Genomic DNA, 21200 nt, shown 5'->3' on the forward strand with positions numbered 1-21200 from the left:
TGAATAATGATGACACTGATAGCGAGAAATACGCTGATCGGCGGCTGCGTGCTGCTCTGCAGCTGGCCGCTGTATGCATCCTCATTTAATCAACAGGATGAAGATGAGATAAGACTGCGTTTAAGAAACGAACTGCGCCGGGCAGACAAACCCAGCGCAGGCAGCGGGCGGGATATTTACGCCTGGGTGCAGGGCGCGGCGCTGGAATATAACAGCCGTTATTTTCAGGATCGGCTGGGCGTGGATATCGGGGATTTCTACGTATATAAGCTGGGCGCACGAAATAACTGGAGTTCACGCTGGTATCTTAACGGCACGGACAGTTTTAATCGCTATACCGCCGCGTTGAAATTTAAAGTTTCCGAGCAGCTGTATATTAAAGCCGGACGGATGGTCACCGACAGTGCCTATACCGGCGGCAAGGATCTGTTAATTATTAATTCGTCGTCGCAGCGAACGGTGCCGACATTATCCGATGCGGTATTAATGCAATATCGGGTCGATGATGAGCTGGATATTTATGCCATGTATCGCCACGGGATTTATACCTACCCGGACGTCGCGGAAGGTGTGCATAAAACCGGACCGGTCAACCCGGAAACCTATCGCCACGATACGCTCAGAGCACAGTATATCGCCGCGCTGGCCTGGCAGCGCCAGTGCGATAACGCCGGGCTGGCCGTTTCCTGGCAGGAGGACGTGGCGGCGCAGGTGATGACCAAAGCCGCTCGTTGCATCCCGCTGGCGGGCGACGGACAGGCGACGATCAAACCCGAATTTATGGCGTTTTATGCCCGGCTTAACGGCACCAGCGCGGGCTATGACGGACCGGATAATGCGTGGGTGATGAGCGGGCAGCTGAGTTATATCGTACCGCGCGGTCGGCTCTCGTTTGGCGTGGGTAAAACCGGTAATAAACCCAACGGGCTGAGCGGTATTGATACCGATTTGGGCTATCCGTTCGATTTAAGCATCGACCGTAACCACAGCGATATGTGGTCCGTGCAGCTTGGCGGCACGCTGAATCTGCCGGGTGATACGTTTGTCGGCATCGCCCCGATTCTGACCCACGGCTATGAGGACACCCGCCACCGCGTGACCATTAACGGGCTGAGTACCAATCTGCTGTTCGGCTATCAGCCACAGGGCGGGCTGTTTAAGGGCGCGAAGGCGCTGCTGGTGCTAAATAAGGCCCGGGAACATCGCAACGGCAGTGCCTTTGGCGACCGGCTGGACTATTACGATATTAAAATGAACCTGCAGTATGATTTTATTCTGAAGTAAACCCGCGATGGCGTCAGAAGTGAGTGGTTGACGCCGTACATACCTTCACAGACAAACTACACTGCGCCCCGCACTTATCGCCCAACTCCGCATCGCAATCCTCCGTAAGTTGTTTACGCCCATCGCACACAGGGAACAGACTATGTTACGGACACTAACGCTGATGATTTGCCTGACGGCCCTCGCCGGCTGCGCCACTATGGACAGCAGAACCCCGGAAAACTATCAGAGAAACTCATTCTATTCAGGCACGCAGCAGGACTATCACTGCTTTTTTGATTCGGCGCTGTGCGCGTTCGATCTGCCGCTGTCGGTAGTAGGTGACACGCTAATGGCCCCGTTTGACGGCTGGTACTACTATCAGACGCCCGATGACGGCGGGAAGGGAAACAGCAAGGTCGTGGATTGAGTGAACGGGGGTGAGAACTCACCCCCGCTAAAAACTTACTTCAGCTTGCGCATCACCAGGGTGGCGTTGGTGCCGCCGAAACCGAAGCTGTTGGACATGACGGTAGTCAGTTCACGCTCGGTAGGTTCGGTGATGATGTCCAGGCCTTCAGCCGCCGGGTCCAGTTCGTCGATGTTGATGCTTGGCGCGATAAAGCCGTGCTCCAGCATCAGCAGCGAGTAGATAGCTTCCTGCACGCCCGCGGCACCCAGAGAGTGGCCGGTCATCGCTTTGGTCGCCGACATCGCCGGGGTTTTGTCCGGGAAGACCGCACGGATTGCGCCCAGTTCCTTCACGTCGCCTACCGGAGTAGAGGTGCCGTGAGTGTTGAGGTAATCAACCGGCGTATCCACGCCTTCCATTGCCATACGCATGCAGCGCATTGCGCCTTCGCCCGATGGCGCAACCATGTCCGCACCGTCAGAGGTCGCACCGTAGCCGACGATTTCAGCATAGATGTGAGCGCCACGCGCCAGCGCGTGCTCCAGCTCTTCAACCACGACCATGCCGCCGCCGCCAGCGATAACGAAGCCGTCACGGCTGGTATCGTAGGTACGGGAGGCTTTTTCCGGGGTTTCGTTGTATTTGGTAGAGAGTGCGCCCATGGCGTCAAACTCACAGGACATTTCCCAGCACAGCTCTTCGCCGCCGCCGGCAAACACGATGTCCTGCTTGCCCAGCTGGATCTGCTCAACCGCATTACCGATGCAGTGGGCAGAGGTCGCACAGGCGGAGCTGATCGAGTAGTTCACGCCGTGAATTTTGAACGGGGTCGCCAGGCAGGCAGAAACGCCGGAAGCCATGGCCTTGGTCACCATGTAAGGACCGACGCCACGCAGGCCTTTCGCGCGCATACCGTCAACGCTGGCCGCCTGATAGAACGGGGAGCCGCCGCCGGAACCAGCAACCAGACCCACACGTGGATTATTCTGATATTGCTCTACAGTCAGGCCGGAATCCTTTACGGCATCCTGCATAGCCAGGAAAGCATAGATAGAAGCGTCGCTCATAAAGCGCAGCATTTTGCGATCGATACGCGCGGAGATATCGTCCTTAGACAGTTTGACGTTACCCCAGACGTGACTACGCATGCCCGAATCTTTCAGCTCCTGCGAGAAGGTAATACCGGAACGTCCTTCGCGTAATGACGCCAGAACTTCTTCCTGGTTGTTACCGATACTGGATACGATTCCAAGGCCAGTAATCACAGCACGTTTCATTCAATACCTCTTCTACTTCTCTATTATTAGGATTCGACACGCACTCTAGCTTACAGATGTACGCCGAACAAGTCCGATCAGCGTTTTCCCTGTGTAAATTTGCGTAGCCTGGCTCACATAGTTAGAATCCCGCCACCGCCTGAGCAATGAGCCTTTGCCGTGAAAACCGCCCCAATTGAGTATGCTGCGCTAAGCTGGAACGAACAGGGTACACCTGTATCCCGAGCGTTTGATGACGTCTATTTCTCCAACCAGAATGGTCTGAAAGAGACCGAATATGTCTTTCTGGACGGCAACGGCCTGCCCGATCGTTTTGCTCAGCATCCGCGCGATCTGTTTATCGCCGCCGAAACCGGCTTTGGCACCGGCTTAAATTTTCTCACCCTGTGGCAGGCGTTTGATCGCTTCCGTCAACAGCAGCCCGATGCCCCGCTCCAGCGGCTGCATTTCATCAGCTGTGAGAAATTCCCGCTTAATCCTGACGATTTAGCCGCCGCGCACGCCAGCTGGCCGGAGCTGGAACCTTACGCCCACGCCCTGCGTGAACAGTGGCCTTCCGCGCTGGCGGGCTGCCATCGTCTGTTGCTGGACGGCGGACGAGTTACCCTGGACCTGTGGTTTGGCGATATTAACCAGCTTATTCACACTTTTGATGACACGCTGAACCAGCAGGTCGATGCCTGGTTCCTGGACGGTTTCGCCCCGTCGAAAAATCCGGACATGTGGACCGATGCGCTGTTCGCCTGCATGGCGCGGCTGGCCCGTCCGGGCGCAACGCTGGCCACCTTTACCTGCGCCGGATTCGTCCGCCGCGGGCTGCTGGCAGCAGGGTTTAGCGTCAGCAAGCGCAAAGGCTACGGGCAAAAGCGTGAGATGCTGGTCGGCCATCTGCCCGCTGCCATTGAGTCACCCCTGCAGGCGCCGTGGTATGCCCGCCCTGCGGCCAGCAGTGACGATATCGCCCTGATTGGCGGCGGTGTTGCCAGCGCGCTGCTGGCCCTTGCGCTGCTGCGTCGCGGTAAGCGCGTCACGCTCTACAGCGAGGCAGCAGCGCCCGCTGAAGGGGCTTCCGGCAATCGTCAGGGGGCACTCTATCCTTTACTGACCCACCACGATCCGGCGCTGGCGACGTTTTTCCCTGCCGCCTTTACCTTTGCGCGGCGCATGTACGATGCGCTGGACGTTCCTTTCGAGCACGACTGGTGTGGCGTAACCCAGCTCGGCTGGGATCAAAAAAGCCAGGATAAGATTGCCAATATGCTGGGCATGAACCTGCCGACGGATATCGCTCGCGCAGTGGATGCCGCAGAGGTTCAGCGCATTACCGGTGTGGCAACCGACTGCGGCGGCATTACCTATCCTGCGGGCGGCTGGCTCTCCCCCGCCGAACTGACCGCCGGATTGATCCGTCAGGCCTGCGAGCAGGGAATGACCGTGCAGTGGCAGCACGAGCTGACCGGGTTGAGCCGCCAGCAGGATGAATGGCAGCTGAGCTTCAGTCAGCAGGAGCCCGTGCAGCATCGCAACGTCGTACTGTGCAACGGCCACCGTATTGCCGATCTCACTCAGAGCGAAAAACTGCCGGTTTATGCCGTAGGCGGCCAGGTCAGCCACGTGACCGGCGGCAGCGGGCTGGCGGCCCTGAAGCAGGTATTGTGCTATGACGGTTACCTGACTCCGGCCAGTCCGCAGTATCAGCAGCACTGCATCGGGGCCAGCTACCGCCGCGGCGACAGCAATACTGATTATCGCGATGAGGATCAGCGGGAAAACCGTGAACGCCTGCTGCGCTGCCTGCCGCAGGCGCAGTGGGCGAAAGAGATTGATACCAGCGCGGAATCCGCACGCTGCGGCGTGCGCTGCGCCTCGCGCGATCATCTGCCGCTCATTGGCGCGTTACCCGACTACGATCGACTGGTTGTGCAGTATGCGCAGCTTTCACAACATCCGGAGCAGGCCGAACCGGCCCCGGTACACGAGGGGGTCTTTGTGCTGGGGGCGCTGGGTTCCCGCGGCCTGTGCAGCGGCCCGCTGGCGGCTGAGGTGCTTGCCGCGCAGATGTGCGGCGAGCCGATACCGCTGGACCACGCCACGCTGGCCGCAACCAATCCCAATCGCTACTGGGTGCGTAAGCTGCTAAAAGGCAAAATGCTGCGATAATCGCCGCGTTTTAATGTAATCGTGCGTTAGCCGGGAAATCCGCTTAACAACTGGCACAAAAATCGCCTAAAATTTTAAAACCCATGTTTATTTCATGGGTTTTATTATATCTGGACAGGCACTTTTATGATGGACGTGCCTGGCCATCAACGGACGATTCAGCTATGCACTTCACGCTTAACGGCAAGCGCGTCGAGATCGACGATGCGCTGTCTGATACCCCCCTGCTTTATATTCTGCGAAATGATTTCCAGCTGAACGGCCCTAAATACGGCTGCGGCATTGGTGAATGCGGTGCCTGCACCATTCATATCGACGGTCTCGCCGCGCGTTCCTGTAGTATTCCCGCCGCCAGCGCGGCAGGTAAGTCCATCGTCACGCTGGAAGGCCTGGTTGAAGGAACGCAGCTGCATCCGGTCCAGCAGGGATTTATTGATGAACAGGCCGCACAATGCGGCTACTGTACCAACGGCATGATTATGACCCTGGTTGCGCTGTTTACCCGCCAGCCTGATGCGTCTGAACAGCAGATAAAAAACGAGCTGGCGTTTAATCTCTGCCGCTGCGGCACGCATTTGGAAATACTGCGCGCGGCGGAAAAAGCGCGGCAAATTATCGCCGGAGGCCAGCAGCCATGAACCTGTTCGCCCTTACCCGACGCCAGCTGCTACAGGCCGGAGGCATTCTCAGCGTCAGCGCCATGCTGCCGCACGCCGTACTGGCATCCGGCCTGACCGATGCCGTTTTTCCTGTCAGTGAACGCTCTATGGGCCAGTTAGACAGCTTTATTGCGCTTTCTGCCGATGGCAGCGTGACCGCCTTTAACGGCCATGTTGATCTGGGGACCGGCGTGCGCACGGCGCTGGCCCAGTACGTAGCCGATGCGCTGGACGTGGAGTTCAGCGCGGTGACGATGATCCTTGGTGATACTTCGCTTACGCCCGATCAGGGGCCGACGATCGCCAGTTCCACGCTCCAGGTGACAGCCATTCCACTGCGAAAAGCCGCCAGCCAGCTTCGTCTTCAGCTGATTCAACTGGCCGCAACGGCAATGAACGCCCCCACGGCACAGCTACAAACGCAAGCAGGATGGGTTATTGATAGTCGTAACCCGAGCCGACGATTGAGCTATGCCCAACTTGCCACTAATAAAGACGATCATCAGCCTCTCAATCCCAATACCCCATTAAATACAGCGAATCCGCGCTATGTCGGCCAGCCGGTCGCCCGCGTGGATATTCCGGCCAAAGTTACCGGCGGGCTGAGCTGGGTTCACGATTTACGTCTGCCCGGCATGTTACATGGCCGCGTTATCCGTCCCCCTTATCCGGGAACCGACAGCAGTGCCCCACTGGGCCACAGCCTGATTTCCGTGGATGAAAGCTCGATCGCGCATCTGCCGGGTATTGTCAAAATCGTGGTTAAGCATGATTTCGTTGGTATCGTCGCCCGCCGTGAAGAGCAGGCCATCGCCGCCATGCGCATGCTGAAAGTCACGTGGCAGCCCTGGGCGAAGGTGCCGGCGCTCGATCCTGAAAATCTGGCGATTGCCCTGACTGACTGCAAAAAAACGCCGCGTATCCTGCGTGAAGATGCCGGGGTTGATACAGCCCTGAACGAGCGACATATCACCGTTGACGCCGATTACGTCTGGCCCTACCAGATGCACGGTTCTATCGGGCCTTCGTGCGCGGTGGCTAACGTCACTGCCAGCCAGGCGGTGATCTGGTCCGGCACGCAGAATCCGCACGATCTGCGCCGCGATCTGTCGCTATTGCTGGAAATGGATACCCGCTGGATTGAGGTTAAACGGATGGAAGCCTCGGGATGCTATGGCCGCAACTGCGCAGATGACGTCTCGGCAGATGCCGCCCTGCTGTCGCAGGCGACCGGCTATCCGGTTCGCGTACAGCTGATGCGCGAACAGGAAGCCGCCTGGGAACCCAAAGGCAGCGGACAGCTGATGCGCGTGCGCGGCGGGCTGGACGAGGCGCTGAAGGTATCCTGCTACGAGCTGCATACCTGCTATCCCTCGAATAACGCCACGACCCTGCCGCTGCTGCTCACACGCAAAGTCGACAACAATCCCGACGTGCAAACCATGGGCGATCGTTCCGCTGTTCCACAGTACAGCTTCCCGCAGATGCGGGTGGTTTGTGAAGATGCCGCACCGCTGGTACGTGCATCATGGATGCGCGGCGTGTCGGCCCTGCCCAACGTGTTTGCTCACGAGAGCTGGCTGGATGAGGTGGCTTTCCTCGCCGGACAGGACCCCATCGCATTCCGTCTGCGTTTGATAGAGGATGAACGCGCGATCGCCCTGATTAATGAGGTGAAAAAACTGTCAGGCTGGCAGGAAGGACCGGCTCATCGTCATCAGCAGCAGGGAGAACTCCTGCACGGGCGCGGATTCGCCTGGGCGCGTTATTTCCACAGCAAGTTTCCCGGCTTCGGCGCGGCCTGGGCTGCATGGGTCTGCGATCTGACCGTAAACAGCCGCACCGGAGAAGTGCGGATTGATAAGGTGTTTGTGACGCACGACTGCGGGCAGATGGTCAATCCTGCCGGTGTTCGCCATCAGGTACACGGCAATATTATCCAGTGCTGTAGTCGGGTGTTAAAAGAAACCGTCACCTTTGACGATCGCGGCACCACTTCAGTGGAATGGGGAAGCTATCCGCTGCTGCGTTTTGATGAACTCCCGGAGGTGGAAATCCAGCTGATGGATTATCCCGAACAGCCCGCGATGGGAGCAGGAGAATCCGCCTCCGTTCCCGGCGCTGCGGCCATTGCCAATGCACTATTTGACGCCACAGGAAGGCGATTCCGTGCTCCTCCGTTTACTCTGGAGCGGGTACTACAGGTTTTACAGGGAGCAAAAAAATGAACCGCTGGAAAAAAAGAGCACTCTCGCTGTCGGCCCTGGTTCTGGCCGCCGGTGCGGTGCTGCTGGTATTTAGTCTGCAGCCGGAGATCGCGCCGGTTGCGCCACCGCAGGCCAGCCAGTTTAGCGCAGAGCAAATTGCACGCGGAAAAACGCTGGCTGCACTGGGGGACTGTAAGGTTTGCCATACCCGTACTGGCGGCCAGGTCGATGCCGGGGGAATGGCGTTTAATACGCAGTTCGGTACTATTTACAGCAGTAATATTACGCCGGATGTCGCTACCGGCATTGGTAGCTGGTCCTACCCCGCGTTTAAACGTGCGATGCGTTACGGCATTAATCGCGAGGGGCATTACCTCTATCCGGCGTTCCCCTACACCTCATTTACCCTCACCCGCGATGACGATTTGCAGGATCTCTACGCCTGGCTGATGATCCAGCCTGCCGTAAGCTATCGTCCACCAAAAACTGAACTGCACTTTCCCTTTAATGTTCGACAGGGAATGTTCGCCTGGAACTGGCTTTTTCTTACCCCCGGACCGTTTCCGGTAAACCCGCAGCAAAGTGAAGAGTGGAACCGTGGTGCCTATCTGGGTGAAAGCCTGGGCCACTGTAGTGCCTGCCATTCACCGCGGAATCTGGCTGGGGCTGAAAAAGGCGGCAGCCACCATCTCAGCGGTGGCATTGTCGACGGCTGGCGTGTCCCGGCACTCAATTCACACTCTCCTGCTCCGATCGCCTGGAACCATCAGCAGCTGATGGAATATATGCGTAAAGGCTTCGCCACGTCTCACGGAGTGGCGGCCGGCCCGATGGCCCCGGTGATTGCCGAAGGACTGTCGCAGCTGCCGGAGGACGATCTGAAGGCGATGGCCACCTGGCTCGCCAGCTTCCAGCCGCCGTGGCCGGACCACAGCAAAGAGGTCAGCAACCAGGCCGAGCAGCAAATGATGCAGGCAAACTCACCGGGAGCCCGCCAGTTTGCGGGTTCCTGCATGGCCTGCCACGCACAGAATACCGGTCCGAAACTCTACGGCGTGCGCCCTTCACTGATGCTGAACAGCAATCTGTATAGCGACAGCCCCGATAATCTGATCCGTATCGTGCTGGATGGCATCCAGCATCCGGCGACCGCAGAGCTGGGCAGTATGCCGGGATTTCGTTATCAACTGAACAATCAGCAGATTGCCGTTTTGCTGAATTATCTGCGCACCGACCTCGCCCAGCGCGCTTCATGGCCGGACCTGCAGAATCGTATTGAGCAGATTCGTCAGCAAACGGAGGATAAATCGTGATTGCCAGTACCGGGATACTGCTGATGGCGGCGGGCTTAAGCAGCCGCTACCGCCAGCTGAGCGGTCAGCACAAACTTCAGACCACCCCCGCCGACGGTAACCCGCTCTCCTTACTGGAGCGTAATCTGCATCTGGCGACAACCGTAGCAGGCGGCCAGGTCAATGTGGTTCTGCGGCCGGAAGACCGCGAATTGATCGCCCTCGCCCGCCGCTACCACTGCGCGGTCACGCTGCTGGCCAGTCGCGGTTTAGGCAGTTCGATTGCCGCTGGCGTGGCAAATCGTCCCTGGTGGACCGGCTGGCTGGTGATGCTGGCCGATATGCCGTGGCTACAGCAGAATACGGTGATGCGGGTATTTCAGGCGCTTCAGTTTGCCGATACCGTGCGCCCGATGTGGCAAAATCAGCCGGGGCATCCGGTTGGCTTTGATCGAACGTTGCGCCACTCTTTGCTGGCGCTGAAGGGCGATGAAGGCGCGCACACCATTTTAGCCCGGCATCCCCCCCTGCTGATTGACGTCAGCGATCCCGGCTGCGTGTGGGACGTTGACGTGCCGGCCGACTGGCAACGAGAGCAATGAACATGCATTCACCGGATATCAGAGTGCTGGAATTTGCGCTGAGCGAGGCCGGACAGCACAGGGATCTTTGGCTGTGTACCGTTCTAGACACGTGGGGATCGTCACCGCGCTCCCCTGGTGCGCTGATGGCGGTCAGCCAGACGAATACGTCGTGCGGATCGCTCTCCGGCGGCTGCATTGAAGAACATTTTATGCAGCAGCTGGCGCAGGGCGCATATCGCAATCCCAGCCAGCTCGTTCGATACGGAGCGGGAAGCGATATCCCTGAGATTTCACTCCCCTGCGGCGGTAGCCTGGAGGTGCTGGTGGAATATCTGCCGGCCACCGCCGAAACCTTAGATTATCTGCACCGCATGCTGCTGGCGCTGCGCGGTGAGTTTCCGCAGGAAAAAACGCTGTCACCCGGCGAAGCCGCGATTCTTACCCCCTGCCCGCATCCGCCACCCGGCCCCGTCGTCCATCGACAGGACACGACGCTTCGCCTGCGGCTGGCTCCGCCGGTGCAGATTATTATTGCCGGGCTGTCGCCGGTGGCGGAGTACTGTATCGAATTTGCCCGCGCTGTAGGTTTCACCGTGCTGGTATGCGAACACCGGGAGGCGATGCGGGCAACATTCAGTTCGCACAAGACACGGCCGGATTTCCCCGCCCGCTATCTTGAGCGGCACGGTTGCAGCCCAAACAGTGCGGTGCTGTGCCTGACCCATGATGCACGCATTGACGATCTGACACTGATGGAAGCCTGCCGGACTCCGGCTTTTTACATTGGGGCGCTGGGTTCGCGGCGAAACAGTGAAAAACGTCTGGAGAGGCTGAGGAAAATTGCCGACCTGGACGAACGTCAGCTGGCGCGAATTCACGGCCCGGTTGGCCTGGCCATCGGCAGTAAAACCCCTGCTGAAATCGCGCTGGCGATTATCGCGGATATCGTCCGGGTTAAAAACGGCGCGGCGAGCATGAGCGATTCACCGGGCGAAGGCTCGCAATTCGCAGAGATAAACTGAAGTCTTTTCGCTGAGGTTTAATTCGGGAAGCATTAAGCACGATGGATTCAGGGAGAGAACGTGATACAGAATAACCACAGCGGGAAGTCATGTGACCCACCGCTATGGTTTTACTTCACGGCACGTTAAGAAGGCTGACGTGCCTGACGGAACAGATTTTCCCACATGCCGATCACCAGCGCCTGATCGCGCGGCGACAGTTCGGACTGAATGGTACTTTCCAGGCTGCGCTGAACATGAGCCTGTAACGCTTCCGGCGTATGATCGCCGGAGAGTTCAATCTCCGCCACCGCAACAGTCAGATGCCCACGCAGATAACCGCTGGCAAACAGCTCGTCGTCGCTGGCGTGTTCTACCATGTCATCAATCAGGCCCAGAATACGCGCCTCGAATTCATCGATCATATCATTCCTCTGTAGGCAATTCGTTCCACGCGCATTACAAGTCTTCCGGCCAGGGAAACAGTTCCGCAGTCAGCGGTGGAGTAGTATAAAACGAGCGAAGTTCAGCAATCAGACGCGCCGGGCGGGCGGGTATACCCTGCTCCAGATACGTCATGACCTGCGCATGAACCTTGCGCTGAAAAGCAATGCGATCTGGCTCACAATCGCCTTCAAGATTGTCACAACTTACGTTGAACGGAAAGCCGGCGGCAACAGAAAACAGCCACTCCAGCGCCTGCGGTTTAATCTCCGCCGCTTCAAACTGACTCTGGGTGTTAGCATCACGTCCGTCCGGGCAATACCAGTAGCCGAAATCCACCAGCTTGCGGCGCTCGGCACCGGCAATGCACCAGTGAGAAATCTCGTGCAGCCCGCTGGCGTAGTAGCCATGGGCAAACACCACCCGATTCCACGGGGATGTCTCGTCTGCCGGAAGATAGATCGGCTCATCGTCGCCTTTAATCAGGCGGGTTTGAAAATCATCAGCAAAGCAGCGATCGAAGATCTCAATCAGCTGCTGATAGTGGTGTTGCGTGCTCATAGCTGTTTGTCGTCAAAGTAAAAAAACGCGCAATTGTCGCATTATGTCAGCCCGGTTACGAGCACTATTACAACGTCTGCGACTGGCGGCGAAAGGCCAGCGGAGCCAGGCCGTAGTGCTCTTTAAAGGCGCGGGAAAAATGGAACGGGGAAACAAATCCGCACTGTTCGGCAATCAGCGCCACCGGCAGATCGCTGTGGATCAGCTGGCGACCGGCGTGGCGAAGACGTACATCGCGCAGGTATCGTGCGGGAGTCTGGTGCAAATGGCGGCGAAACAGCGCAATAAGATGATTAACCGAACAGTGCGCCTGGGCGGCAATATCCTCCAGCGCCAGCGGATGCTGATAGCGCATCGCAATATAGCGACAGGCTTCACGTACCCCTTTCGGCATGGTTTGCTGCGTATCACCGTGAGAACGATCACTGCGCGAGGCGTAATAATAAAGCAGCGTTTCCGCCAGCGAAATCAGCGCGCGGGCGGCACCGGCCGGCTGCGCCGCCAGGCTCATCCCCAGCTCCATCAGCTGTTCAACCTGGTTATCAAAGGCAATCGTCGGCGGCAGGCGCTGCAAATCACGATTGAAATCCCCAGGCAGCGCGGCGAAATCCAGCTGGCACCAGATATGTTCGCTGGGCTCGCTGGGATCGAAGCGGAAAAACTCACGCTGCCCGGGCAGCAGCAGCGCCAGCATACCCGGTTGTAACAGGAGCGGCCGATCGTCAATTTCAATGGTTACGCTGCCGCTCAGCATGGCGATAAACTGGATGCCGCGCTGAACGCGCGGACCGTGGGTTTCCCCCGGACTGTAGCGCGACAAACCAAAATACCCTTCTACCGGTGCGACGGGTAGTGTGATTTCAGATATTTTTCTCACAACTCTGGTCATGTACCCCTCCGGGCCTGTCAGGCTATCTTTTCCCCCATCTTCAGCCGTATGACGGCTAATGCAATCTCGATGCCGATGCAGGCACTGATTTTGCGACGCGGATCAAACTTTGATTTCAGACAGGAGAAATGATGAGCAATACCAATGTTCGACTTGGCGTCAGCCCGCTGGCGTGGACCAACGACGTGCTGGAAGATCTGGGCGACAACGTCTCTGCCCTGCAGTGCATGCAGGAAGCCGCCGCGATCGGCTATCAGGGCATTGAGCTGGGGCGTAAATTCCCGCGTGAGCTGTCCACTCTTCAGCCGCTGCTGAAGGAAACCGGCCTGTCGCTGGCCTCCGGCTGGTTCTCCGGCACGCTGGCCGATATCAGCGTGGAGCAGGAATTACACAACGTGGCCGATCATGCCCGCCTGCTGAACGGCCTCGGCTGTAAAGTGATGGTCTACGGCGAGTGCGGCGGGATGCCGGGTGATACACCGCTGGATATCGGCATTTCCCACTCTCCTGCACTCAGTGCTATCGACTTTGACGCCTATGCACGCCGGATGAGCCAGTTTTCCTCGGCGCTGTATCAGGAGTACGGCCTGAAGCTGGCCTACCACCACCATCTGATGATGCTGGTGGAACATCAGGATGAGATCGAACGCTTCTTCTCCGCCACCACCAACGATGTCGGCATGCTGCTGGATACCGGCCATGCGGTAGCCGCAGGCAGCGATTTAACCGCGCTGATTAGCCGCTTCGGCAGCCGTATCTGCCATATTCACCTGAAAGATATCCGCCGCGAGCGCATGGCGCAGGTCTACGAGCAGGATCAGAGCTTCAACGAAGGCGTGCGCGGCGGCATGTTCACCGTGCCGGGCGATGGCTACATCGACTATCAGCCGGTGGTTGACTACGTCAGCCACAGCGGTTATCGCGGCTGGCTGATTGTGGAAGCCGAGCAGGACCCGCTAAAAGCGCCACCGGTCCCGACCGTGACCCGCGCCTTCAATCATGTTAACCACCTCTTCTCGCTGTAAGGAATCATCATGTCTGACACACTGAATATTGGCCTGATCGGCTCCGGTTTTATGGGCCAGGCGCATGCCGATGCTATCCGCCGCGCGGCGCTGCTGTACCCCAACCTGCCCAAAACGCCGGTACTCTACGCGATTGCCGATCAAAATCAGGCAATGGCAGAACAGGCGGCAAAACGCTTCGGCGCCCTGCACGCTTTCGGCAACTGGCGCGAAATGCTTCAGGACCCGAATATCGACGTGATTGATATCACCTCACCTAACCATCTGCATCATCAGATGGCGCTGGAAGCGATCGCCGCCGGTAAACACGTTTACTGCGAGAAGCCGCTGGCCGTCACCGAGCCGCAGGCGCGAGAGATGGCAGAAGCCGCGCGCAAAGCCGGGGTGAAAACCTTGGTGGCGTTTAACAATATCAAAACCCCGGCGGCTCAGCTGGCAAAACAGCTGATCGAACGCGGCGAAATCGGCACGCCGGTGCGCTTCCGTGGCACTTTCGATCAGGGTTTCTATAACGATCCTGAACTGCCATGGTCCTGGCGCTGCTCGAAGGAGCTGGCCGGTTCCGGCTCGCTCGGCGACCTGGGCGCGCATACGCTGTCGGTTGCACAGTATCTGATGGGCGGCATCAGCGAAGTGTGCGCCAGCGGCCAGACGTACCTGAAAACCCGCCCGGTCCCGGGCGTAGACAGCGGCTATGCCAGCAAGGTTGAAGCCAATGCCGAGCGCCGTGAGGTGGAAAACGACGATCAGATGCAGTGCCTGGTTACCTTCGACAGCGGTGCCGCCGGAGTGATTGAATCCTCGCGTATTTCAGCCGGGCGCATTTTCGGCGTCTACTGGGAAGTTTCCGGCACCGAAGGCACGCTGTATATGGACGGCGAGCGTTTTAACGAACTGCAGGTGTTCCGCTTTAACGATGATAAGCGCGACCGGGGCTTCAAAACCCTGTATGCCGGTAGCCAGATCCCGTCCTACTCCGCCTTCTTTGGCTTCGATTTTGGCGGCGGTGGCCTGGGCTACTTCGACGTCAAGGTGCTGGAAGTGCACGACCTGGTGCAGGGTATCTGCCGCGATGACGACTGCTATCCGAACTTTGCCTTCGGCTGGGAGAACCAGCGGATATTGCAGGCGATTGAGGATTCGATGGATGAGCGCCGCTGGGTCAACGTAAATAATTAAAACGACAAAAGGGAACATCGGTTATCGATGTTCCCTACGGGCTTACATATAGGCTATTTGCACAACCGTCGAGCCGGTAAAATCCCCCACGTCACTGCTGGTAAAACCGACTAACCGCGTTTTTAACTTCAGCGCAACGTTATCCTTTAATGGTGTACGTAAGGCTTTACCATATCCGGCCCCCCAGTCCAGCTCGGCATAGGTACGGCTGGACCCATTCATTGGAACCCTTTCTTGCCCCCCCGTTGAAATAGTGACGTAACGCTCAACACCCGGCGTACACTGCAAAGTATAAGGTGTGATCACCTCTCGGGTACTGACCTCTTCAGGGGCAACCGTACCGAAGGAAACCTCCAGAGTATTAGGACTGAGCTTGCAATCCGAAGCAGGCATATAGGTATAGGTGCAAGGTGACGCTCTCGGTAGACCATTAATCGGTTCATTGGCCCCCGGCCAGCCTCTGTTTATTGTTGGCACAATATACACACAATCAGCGCGAGTAGGCACCTTTGCGCCATAGGGAACCGTATACCCCACTTTAGCCTGGCGATACATTGCGTTCCGATTAGCAGTAGTGCTGGCAAAATTCCCGAGTGTGGGGTACTGAGAATCATCGTATGTGGCTGGCCATCCTGGATCGTCTGTATAAGCTCCGGAAAAGGCGAAACGCAGCTTGCAGCCTGATCGTTTATAACATGGATTCGGGGTTGGATCGTCGAAATCCACGCCAACGATTTGCACATAGGCCCAAACGTTATAAGAGGACTCCCCCCCCGGTAAAGTTGTCGGTGTTACCCAGGCTGAAGACATAGACAGTTGAAACAGCGCATTCGCAGTTAAGGGAAAAAGCCCCCCGCTCAGCATTGCAACAATACAAAAAAACCAGACCTTCGCTTTCATAAAAAATCATTCTCTAAATCAATCCCTGATTCAGAGATCATACCATTAAGAAAAAACCATCAAATAGTAATAATCGCAAGGCGACATATTCGATATTTTACCCTGCAGCTATTATGAAAACAGGCGCCTTGCCGGTGAGGAGGTCTTTAATCGTGGGGGAGAATTAGATAAGTGTGAGCATAAAGTCATTATGGCGTGCGCAGTACGCCCACGCAGGGAACGTACTGCCTGACAGCAAATGGAAAAAAGACGGTGCTTTGCGCAAATACGCCTACAGCGCGTGGAACCAGGCGATAATTTCCGCTCCATGGCTGTCAAACAGCAGCTTGGCGCTCATCACCGCTGAAACAATCACGATCATCGGGCGGATCAGCTTCTGGCCTTTACTCAGCACCATTCTGGCCCCCAGACGCGCACCGCACACCTGTCCCGCCAGCATCACCACGCCCACGCCCCACACCACCTTGCCACCGAGCATAAACAGCAGCAGGCCGCCGAGATTCGAGGTGAAGTTCAGCACTTTGGCATGCGCGGTTGATTTCGCCAGGTTGTAGCCGCACAGGGTGACGAACGCCAGCGCATAAAACGATCCCGCACCCGGCCCGAAGAAGCCGTCATAGAAACCGACGCAGCCCCCGGCGACCAGCGCAAAGGGCAGGCCGTGCAGGCGACGATGGCGATCCTCTTCGCCGATGCGCGGCATCAGCAGGAAGTACAGGCCAATGGCAATCACCAGCAGCGGCAGCAGCTGGCGCAGAATATCGCCTTTAACGTGCTGCACCAGCAGCGCGCCGCAGATCGACCCTAAAAAGGTCAGCGCGATATTCAACTTCTGCTCGCGCAGATCCACCGCCTTGCGGCGAATAAAATAGAGACTGGCGGAGAACGAGCCGCCCACCGACTGCAGCTTGTTGGTGGCCAGCGCCTGTGCCGGAGAAAGCCCGGCGGCCAGCAGTGCCGGAACGGTCAGTAGCCCACCGCCTCCGGCGATTGAATCAATAAAACCGGCAAGTAATGCCACCAGAAACAGCACCCCCAGTAACCACGGGGCAACGGCAAACCACTCCATCTGAATTCCTTAAATCCTGAATGTAACGGCGATCACAGCAAATGCCGATCCAGCAGCGCCTGGCAGGCCTGCGGCAGCGGCGGCGGCTCGCGTTTTACCGGCGGAGTCGTACCCGGCTTCGGTGGAGCAAACCAGCTTTGCAGCTCGGCTCCGCAGCCGTCGCCCGCAGGCGGCAGCGGCTGATCCTCACACTGCAGGCTGCCCGCCGGGCAGCGCAGGCGCACGTGCATGTGTGCACGGTGCTGGAACCACGGACGCACCTTGCGCAGCCAGTCACGGTCGGCACCGGCATCGGCACACAGCTGCTTTTTGATCGCCGGATTGACGAAGATACGCGTCACGTCATTGTCCTTCGCGGCCAGCTTGATCAGGCTGTCTATCTGCGGCTGCCAGTGGCGCGCAACGACGTTTTTACCGTCGGCGCTGACCAGATCCAGCGGCTGCGGCTTCAGCAGCATCTGCTGCGTCCAGCGCTGCTTCGGCAGCTGGAGCCAGATATCCACGTCCAGACCGGACTGATGGCTGGCGTGGCCGCTGCTGAAGCGCCCGCCGGCCGCCATGCCCATATCCCCCACCAGCACTTCGCCCAGACCCAGCTGGGTGGTGCGCGTGCTAAGGCGCTGGATAAAGGCGATCAGGTCAGGATGACCAAAATAACGACGCTGATCGGTGCGCATCACCTGATAACCCGGTGCCTCCAGCGGCAGCGCCTGAGCGCCGATAATACAGCCGTTAGAGAACGCGCCAATCGACTGCGGCGCACCGCTAATCGGCTGACGGATCGTCTGCCACGGCGTGGCCGCCAGGGAAGCCGCAGAAATCAGCAGGGAGCACAGCACAAGCAGCGTCTTTTTCATCGTCGTTACCAGCGTGGGATATCGGTATGAACATCCGCATTCTGCGCGCGGTGGCGCAGCAGGTGGTCCATCAGCACAATCGCCATCATCGCTTCGGCGATCGGCACTGCGCGAATGCCCACGCAGGGATCGTGACGCCCCTTGGTGATCATCTCCACTTCTTCACCACTGCGGGTGATGGTCTGACCCGGTACGGTAATGCTGGAAGTCGGCTTCATCGCCAGGTGCGCAATAATCGTCTGGCCGCTGCTGATGCCGCCGAGAATGCCGCCCGCGTGGTTGCTCTGGAAACCGTTAGCACGGATTTCATCACGATGCTGGCTGCCGCGCTGGTTAACCACCGCGAAACCGTCACCGATTTCAATGCCCTTCACCGCGTTGATGCTCATCAGCGCGTGCGCCAGGTCGGCGTCCAGGCGATCGAAAACCGGCTCGCCGAGGCCCACCGGAACGCGCTCCGCCATAACCGTCACTTTTGCGCCAATCGAGTCGCCCTCTTTTTTCAGGCCGCGCATCAGTTCATCCAGCGCGTCGATTTTGTCCGGGTCCGGGCAGAAGAACGGGTTCTGCTCAACCTGATCCCAGTCCTTCAGCTCGCAGGCCACGTCGCCGATCTGTGCCAGGTAGCCGCGCACTTTAATACCGTGCTTCATTTCCAGGTATTTTTTAGCAATGGCTCCCGCCGCGACGCGCATAGCGGTTTCACGGGCGGATGAACGACCGCCGCCGCGATAGTCGCGGAAGCCGTATTTTTGATCGTAGGTGTAATCGGCATGGCCAGGACGGAACAGATCTTTGATCGTGCCGTAATCCTGTGAACGCTGGTCGGTGTTTTCAATCAGCAGGCCGATGCTGGTGCCGGTGGTGCGGCCTTCAAACACGCCGGAAAGGATTTTGACCTGATCCGGTTCGCGGCGCTGGGTGGTATAGCGCGAGGTGCCAGGGCGGCGACGGTCAAGGTCGTGCTGCAAATCGGCTTCGGTCAGTGGAATGCCCGGCGGCACGCCGTCAACGATACAGCCGAGGGCGATACCGTGCGATTCGCCGAACGTCGTTACCCGAAATACTTGTCCAATGGTATTACCCGCCATGCTGGCTCCTCGATCTGTTTTTCTAATTAGTCTTTGTAAATTTTGAAGTGATGCTGAGCATCGATAATCTGTTGTTTAGTCAGCATAAACACGCCGTCACCGCCGTTGTCGAACTCCAGCCAGGTGAAGGGCACATCCGGGTACTGTTCAATCATGTGCACCATGCTGTTGCCCACTTCGCAAATCAGCACGCCGTCATCGCTCAGATAGTTTGGCGCACAGGCCAGAATGCGGCGCACCAGCTTCAGGCCGTCGCGCCCTGCGGCCAGGCCCAGCTCCGGCTCGTGGCGATATTCATCAGGCAGATCGTCCATATCGTCCGCGTCAACGTACGGCGGGTTGGTGACGATCAGATCGTACTGCGTTTCCGGCAGTCCGCGGAACAGGTCGGCGCGGATCGGCGTAACGTGCTGGTCAAGACCGTGAGCGCTGATGTTCTGCTCGGTGACCGCCAGCGCGTCGGTTGAGATATCTACCGCATCCACTTCCGCTTCAGGGAAGGCGTAGGCACAGGCGATGGCAATGCAGCCGCTGCCGGTACACATATCCAGAATGTGGCGCGGCTCATCGTTGATGATGCCGGAGAAACGGTTGTTGATCAGCTCACCCACCGGCGAGCGCGGAACCAGTACCCGCTCATCAACGTAAAATTCATGGCCGCAGAACCAGGCTTTATTGGTCAGATAGGCCACCGGAATGCGCTCGTTAACGCGGCGAATCACCCGCTCAACGATGCGGTGACGCTCGCTGGAGGTCAGACGCGCGGTGCGCATATCTTCCGGGATATCCAGCGGCAGGTAGAGCGTTGGCAGCACCAGCTGAACGGCTTCGTCCCAGGGATTGTCGGTGCCGTGGCCGTACCAGATATCAGCAGCAGAAAAGCGGCTGACCGACCAGCGCAACATATCCTGAATGGTGTGCAGTTCATTCACTGCTTCATCGACGAAAATTTTGTCCAAAGTGCCCTCCGCAGGCCGTTCGTTAAACCCGGGCGCTAGTTTGCCACGAAGACGCAGATAATTCAGCGCGAGGGGGTGAAAAAGCTGAGATTTGTTTAGTCACCGGGGGAAGAAAAGGTAGACTAGCGGCTGAAAACAGTATGATGATGCTGAATGCTGGCCTGATGCCCGCGCTATTCTGAGAACAAGCAGTGAGTTGAGATGAATAAAAAAGAGAAACTGAGCGTGGAGGACAAGGCGCTGTTTCGCGGGCTGATGAGCGGGACGCGCAAGCTGGCGCAGGACACCATTGTGCACAAACCGCCGCGTAAAAAAATCAGCGAAGTGCCGCAAAAACGCCTGCTGTCCGAGCAGATGGATGCAAGCCACTACTTTTCCGATGAATTCCAGCCGTTGCTGGCCAACGAAGGCCCGGTTCGCTATGTGCGATCCGACGTCAGCCACTATGAGTTAAAAAAACTGCGGCGCGGCGACTATACGCCGGAGATTTTTCTCGATCTGCACGGTTTGACCCAGCAACAGGCCAAGCAGGAGCTCGGTGCGCTGATTGCCGCCTGTCGGCGCGAGCATATTTTTTGCGCCAGCGTGATGCACGGGCACGGCAAACATATTCTGAAGCAGCAGACGCCGCTGTGGCTGGCCCAGCATCCGTGGGTCACGGCGTTTCATCAGGCACCCAAGCTGTTCGGTGGCGATGCGGCCCTGCTGGTGCTGATTGAAGTGGAAGAATGGACGCCGCCGGAACTGCCATAAAGATTTCGGCCTTTGCGCAAGAGGTCGGGACTAAAAAGGTGGGCGGGACAATATGGGCCGACCGCAGAACGAGGCCGACCCCGGAGCCGTAAGCTAGATCGCTTTGGCGAGTTTGGCGGGTGAAACCTGCCACTCAAGTTTGCCCTGGGCGCTGTCCGGATCGAAATCCACGCAGGCAATGGCGGAGGTTGAAAACATCGGCGGCGCTTCCTGCGGGCACAGTTCTGCAACCAGATACCCCACCAGCGGCAGGTGCGAAATCACCAGCACCGATTTTACACCTTTATCAGCCAGCACCTGCAGGTAACATGCCACCTGGGCGGGATCGCCACCGGGCGTCAGCTCCGGCAGCACCTCTTCACCTGCCGGCAGCGCCAGCGCTTCACGCACGGTGTTAAGGGTCTGCTTTGCACGCAGGTAAGGGCTCACCAGCACACGTTCGATATCCACAGACTGACCGTTAAGCCAGGCCGCCATTTGACGGGACTCATCACAGCCGCAGTGGGTCAGAGGTCTTACTGAATCACTGGCTGCATCCAGAGCCGCATCACCGTGACGCATTATAAAAACTTGCATATAGCACCGCTGTTGTTAAACAAAAACGCCGGAGGTACAACG

General features: G+C 58.0%; 21 protein-coding genes. 11 read left to right on the forward strand and 10 right to left on the reverse strand.

Annotated features, from left to right (window positions below):
- Positions 1–6 precede the first annotated feature (6 nt).
- Positions 7–1284, forward strand: a complete 1278-nt coding sequence (locus tag JOE09_RS14790) for an OprD family porin (protein WP_205066310.1) — start codon at positions 7–9, stop codon at positions 1282–1284.
- 142 nt (positions 1285–1426) lie between these two features.
- Positions 1427–1693, forward strand: coding sequence for a YceK/YidQ family lipoprotein (locus JOE09_RS14795; protein ID WP_205066311.1), 267 nt, complete (start codon positions 1427–1429; stop codon positions 1691–1693).
- Between the two features lie 35 nt (positions 1694–1728).
- Here JOE09_RS14795 and fabB read toward each other — a convergent pair whose 3' ends face one another.
- Complete coding sequence (gene fabB, locus JOE09_RS14800; RefSeq protein WP_105591216.1) at positions 1729–2952, reverse strand: beta-ketoacyl-ACP synthase I; 1224 nt, start codon at positions 2950–2952, stop codon at positions 1729–1731.
- Between the two features lie 159 nt (positions 2953–3111).
- Between fabB and mnmC the strand changes: the two genes are divergently transcribed.
- The 6 genes from mnmC (at position 3112) to JOE09_RS14830 (ending at position 10876) form a co-directional block, all read left to right on the forward strand.
- A complete protein-coding gene (gene mnmC / locus JOE09_RS14805) occupies positions 3112–5112 on the forward strand; it encodes a bifunctional tRNA (5-methylaminomethyl-2-thiouridine)(34)-methyltransferase MnmC2/FAD-dependent 5-carboxymethylaminomethyl-2-thiouridine(34) oxidoreductase MnmC1 (protein WP_205066312.1) in 2001 nt (666 codons plus the stop codon).
- Between the two features lie 164 nt (positions 5113–5276).
- Positions 5277–5750, forward strand: coding sequence for a (2Fe-2S)-binding protein (locus tag JOE09_RS14810; protein WP_205066313.1), 474 nt, complete (start codon positions 5277–5279; stop codon positions 5748–5750).
- Positions 5747–7999 carry a xanthine dehydrogenase family protein molybdopterin-binding subunit gene (locus JOE09_RS14815; protein ID WP_205066314.1) on the forward strand — a complete coding sequence of 751 codons (2253 nt, stop codon included), beginning with the start codon at positions 5747–5749 and terminating at the stop codon, positions 7997–7999. The genes JOE09_RS14810 and JOE09_RS14815 overlap by 4 nt, the downstream gene beginning before the upstream one ends.
- Positions 7996–9291 (forward strand): c-type cytochrome, encoded by a 1296-nt coding sequence (locus JOE09_RS14820; protein ID WP_205066315.1) that lies wholly within the window; start codon positions 7996–7998, stop codon positions 9289–9291. The genes JOE09_RS14815 and JOE09_RS14820 overlap by 4 nt, the downstream gene beginning before the upstream one ends.
- On the forward strand, positions 9288–9872 hold the full coding sequence (locus JOE09_RS14825) for a nucleotidyltransferase family protein (RefSeq protein WP_205066316.1): 585 nt from the start codon (positions 9288–9290) through the stop codon (positions 9870–9872). Before JOE09_RS14820 ends, JOE09_RS14825 begins: the two co-directional genes overlap by 4 nt.
- Entirely contained in the window at positions 9869–10876 is a 1008-nt protein-coding gene (locus JOE09_RS14830; protein ID WP_338049361.1) for an XdhC family protein, read from the forward strand. Before JOE09_RS14825 ends, JOE09_RS14830 begins: the two co-directional genes overlap by 4 nt.
- A 125-nt stretch (positions 10877–11001) precedes the next feature.
- On the opposite strand, the gene JOE09_RS14835 is transcribed toward JOE09_RS14830, so the two are convergent.
- From JOE09_RS14835 to JOE09_RS14845, 3 genes are all read right to left on the reverse strand, one after another.
- Positions 11002–11280, reverse strand: a complete 279-nt coding sequence (locus JOE09_RS14835; RefSeq protein WP_105591211.1) for a YfcL family protein — start codon at positions 11278–11280, stop codon at positions 11002–11004.
- 34 nt (positions 11281–11314) lie between these two features.
- The gene (locus JOE09_RS14840; protein WP_200562984.1) at positions 11315–11860 is read right to left on the reverse strand and encodes an elongation factor P hydroxylase; all 546 of its coding nucleotides are present in this window, start codon (positions 11858–11860) and stop codon (positions 11315–11317) included.
- A 67-nt stretch (positions 11861–11927) separates the two neighbouring features.
- Positions 11928–12749, reverse strand: coding sequence for an AraC family transcriptional regulator (locus JOE09_RS14845; RefSeq protein WP_205066317.1), 822 nt, complete (start codon positions 12747–12749; stop codon positions 11928–11930).
- Between the two features lie 131 nt (positions 12750–12880).
- On the opposite strand from JOE09_RS14845, the gene iolE reads away from it, so the two are divergent.
- Positions 12881–13774, forward strand: coding sequence for a myo-inosose-2 dehydratase (gene iolE, locus JOE09_RS14850; protein WP_205066318.1), 894 nt, complete (start codon positions 12881–12883; stop codon positions 13772–13774).
- 9 nt (positions 13775–13783) lie between these two features.
- Positions 13784–14953 carry a Gfo/Idh/MocA family protein gene (locus tag JOE09_RS14855; protein ID WP_205066319.1) on the forward strand — a complete coding sequence of 390 codons (1170 nt, stop codon included), beginning with the start codon at positions 13784–13786 and terminating at the stop codon, positions 14951–14953.
- A 42-nt stretch (positions 14954–14995) separates the two neighbouring features.
- On the opposite strand, the gene JOE09_RS14860 is transcribed toward JOE09_RS14855, so the two are convergent.
- From JOE09_RS14860 to prmB, 5 genes are all read right to left on the reverse strand, one after another.
- Positions 14996–15853, reverse strand: a complete 858-nt coding sequence (locus tag JOE09_RS14860) for a hypothetical protein (RefSeq protein ID WP_205066320.1) — start codon at positions 15851–15853, stop codon at positions 14996–14998.
- A 271-nt stretch (positions 15854–16124) separates the two neighbouring features.
- Entirely contained in the window at positions 16125–16922 is a 798-nt protein-coding gene (locus JOE09_RS14865; RefSeq protein ID WP_105591205.1) for a sulfite exporter TauE/SafE family protein, read from the reverse strand.
- Positions 16923–16954: 32 nt separating this feature from the next.
- Positions 16955–17779, reverse strand: coding sequence for a penicillin-insensitive murein endopeptidase (gene mepA, locus JOE09_RS14870; RefSeq protein WP_205066321.1), 825 nt, complete (start codon positions 17777–17779; stop codon positions 16955–16957).
- A 5-nt stretch (positions 17780–17784) separates the two neighbouring features.
- Positions 17785–18870 carry a chorismate synthase gene (aroC, locus tag JOE09_RS14875; protein WP_205066322.1) on the reverse strand — a complete coding sequence of 362 codons (1086 nt, stop codon included), beginning with the start codon at positions 18868–18870 and terminating at the stop codon, positions 17785–17787.
- Positions 18871–18896: 26 nt separating this feature from the next.
- Positions 18897–19829 carry a 50S ribosomal protein L3 N(5)-glutamine methyltransferase gene (gene prmB / locus JOE09_RS14880; RefSeq protein ID WP_105591202.1) on the reverse strand — a complete coding sequence of 311 codons (933 nt, stop codon included), beginning with the start codon at positions 19827–19829 and terminating at the stop codon, positions 18897–18899.
- Positions 19830–20030: 201 nt separating this feature from the next.
- On the opposite strand from prmB, the gene smrB reads away from it, so the two are divergent.
- On the forward strand, positions 20031–20582 hold the full coding sequence (gene smrB / locus JOE09_RS14885; protein WP_205066323.1) for an endonuclease SmrB: 552 nt from the start codon (positions 20031–20033) through the stop codon (positions 20580–20582).
- 93 nt (positions 20583–20675) lie between these two features.
- On the opposite strand, the gene sixA is transcribed toward smrB, so the two are convergent.
- Positions 20676–21158, reverse strand: a complete 483-nt coding sequence (gene sixA, locus JOE09_RS14890) for a phosphohistidine phosphatase SixA (protein ID WP_105591200.1) — start codon at positions 21156–21158, stop codon at positions 20676–20678.
- Positions 21159–21200: the final 42 nt, after the last annotated feature.

Origin of the sequence: Pantoea coffeiphila, assembly GCF_016909495.1 — a bacterium.
In the GTDB taxonomy this organism is placed as follows: domain Bacteria; phylum Pseudomonadota; class Gammaproteobacteria; order Enterobacterales; family Enterobacteriaceae; genus Erwinia; species Erwinia coffeiphila.